Below are 320 nucleotides of genomic sequence, written 5' to 3'. Positions count from 1 at the left end.
TGAAAGCCTGCTAGATTCCTTGCTCGGTTGTTTTCAGTATTGTAATAGCTAAGCAAGAAAAAGTCGCTTTCAATCGTTCTCCTAATTGCCATTAATTAGTGATCGTTATGCTTTTTAGAGCCTTTCATATTTTTGCGATATGGCGTCCAAAGCACATATCCCATACGCTCGTCTCTTTGGCATCATGTACCGACGCCTTAGTAACTGCGTAATCAAGCAGATAGCCATCATCACTCACTATCGCGTGGACCTTGAAGCCATAATAGTAGACTTTTTTGGTGGCTTTATAGCCAATATCGGCTATGCCACTGAAAAGTTTA

Annotated in this window: 1 pseudogene; it reads right to left on the bottom strand. The window is 40.9% G+C overall.

Features of this window, described 5'->3' with window-relative positions:
* Window positions 1-320: pseudogene (locus CP367_RS10190) on the bottom strand (transposase); the annotation flags it as partial.

Source organism: Lactobacillus sp. UMNPBX16, assembly GCF_002553775.1.
GTDB lineage: Bacteria > Bacillota > Bacilli > Lactobacillales > Lactobacillaceae > Lactobacillus > Lactobacillus crispatus.
Note: the sequence above shows the minus strand (reverse complement) of the source record. Positions and strands in the feature narration are given on the sequence as shown.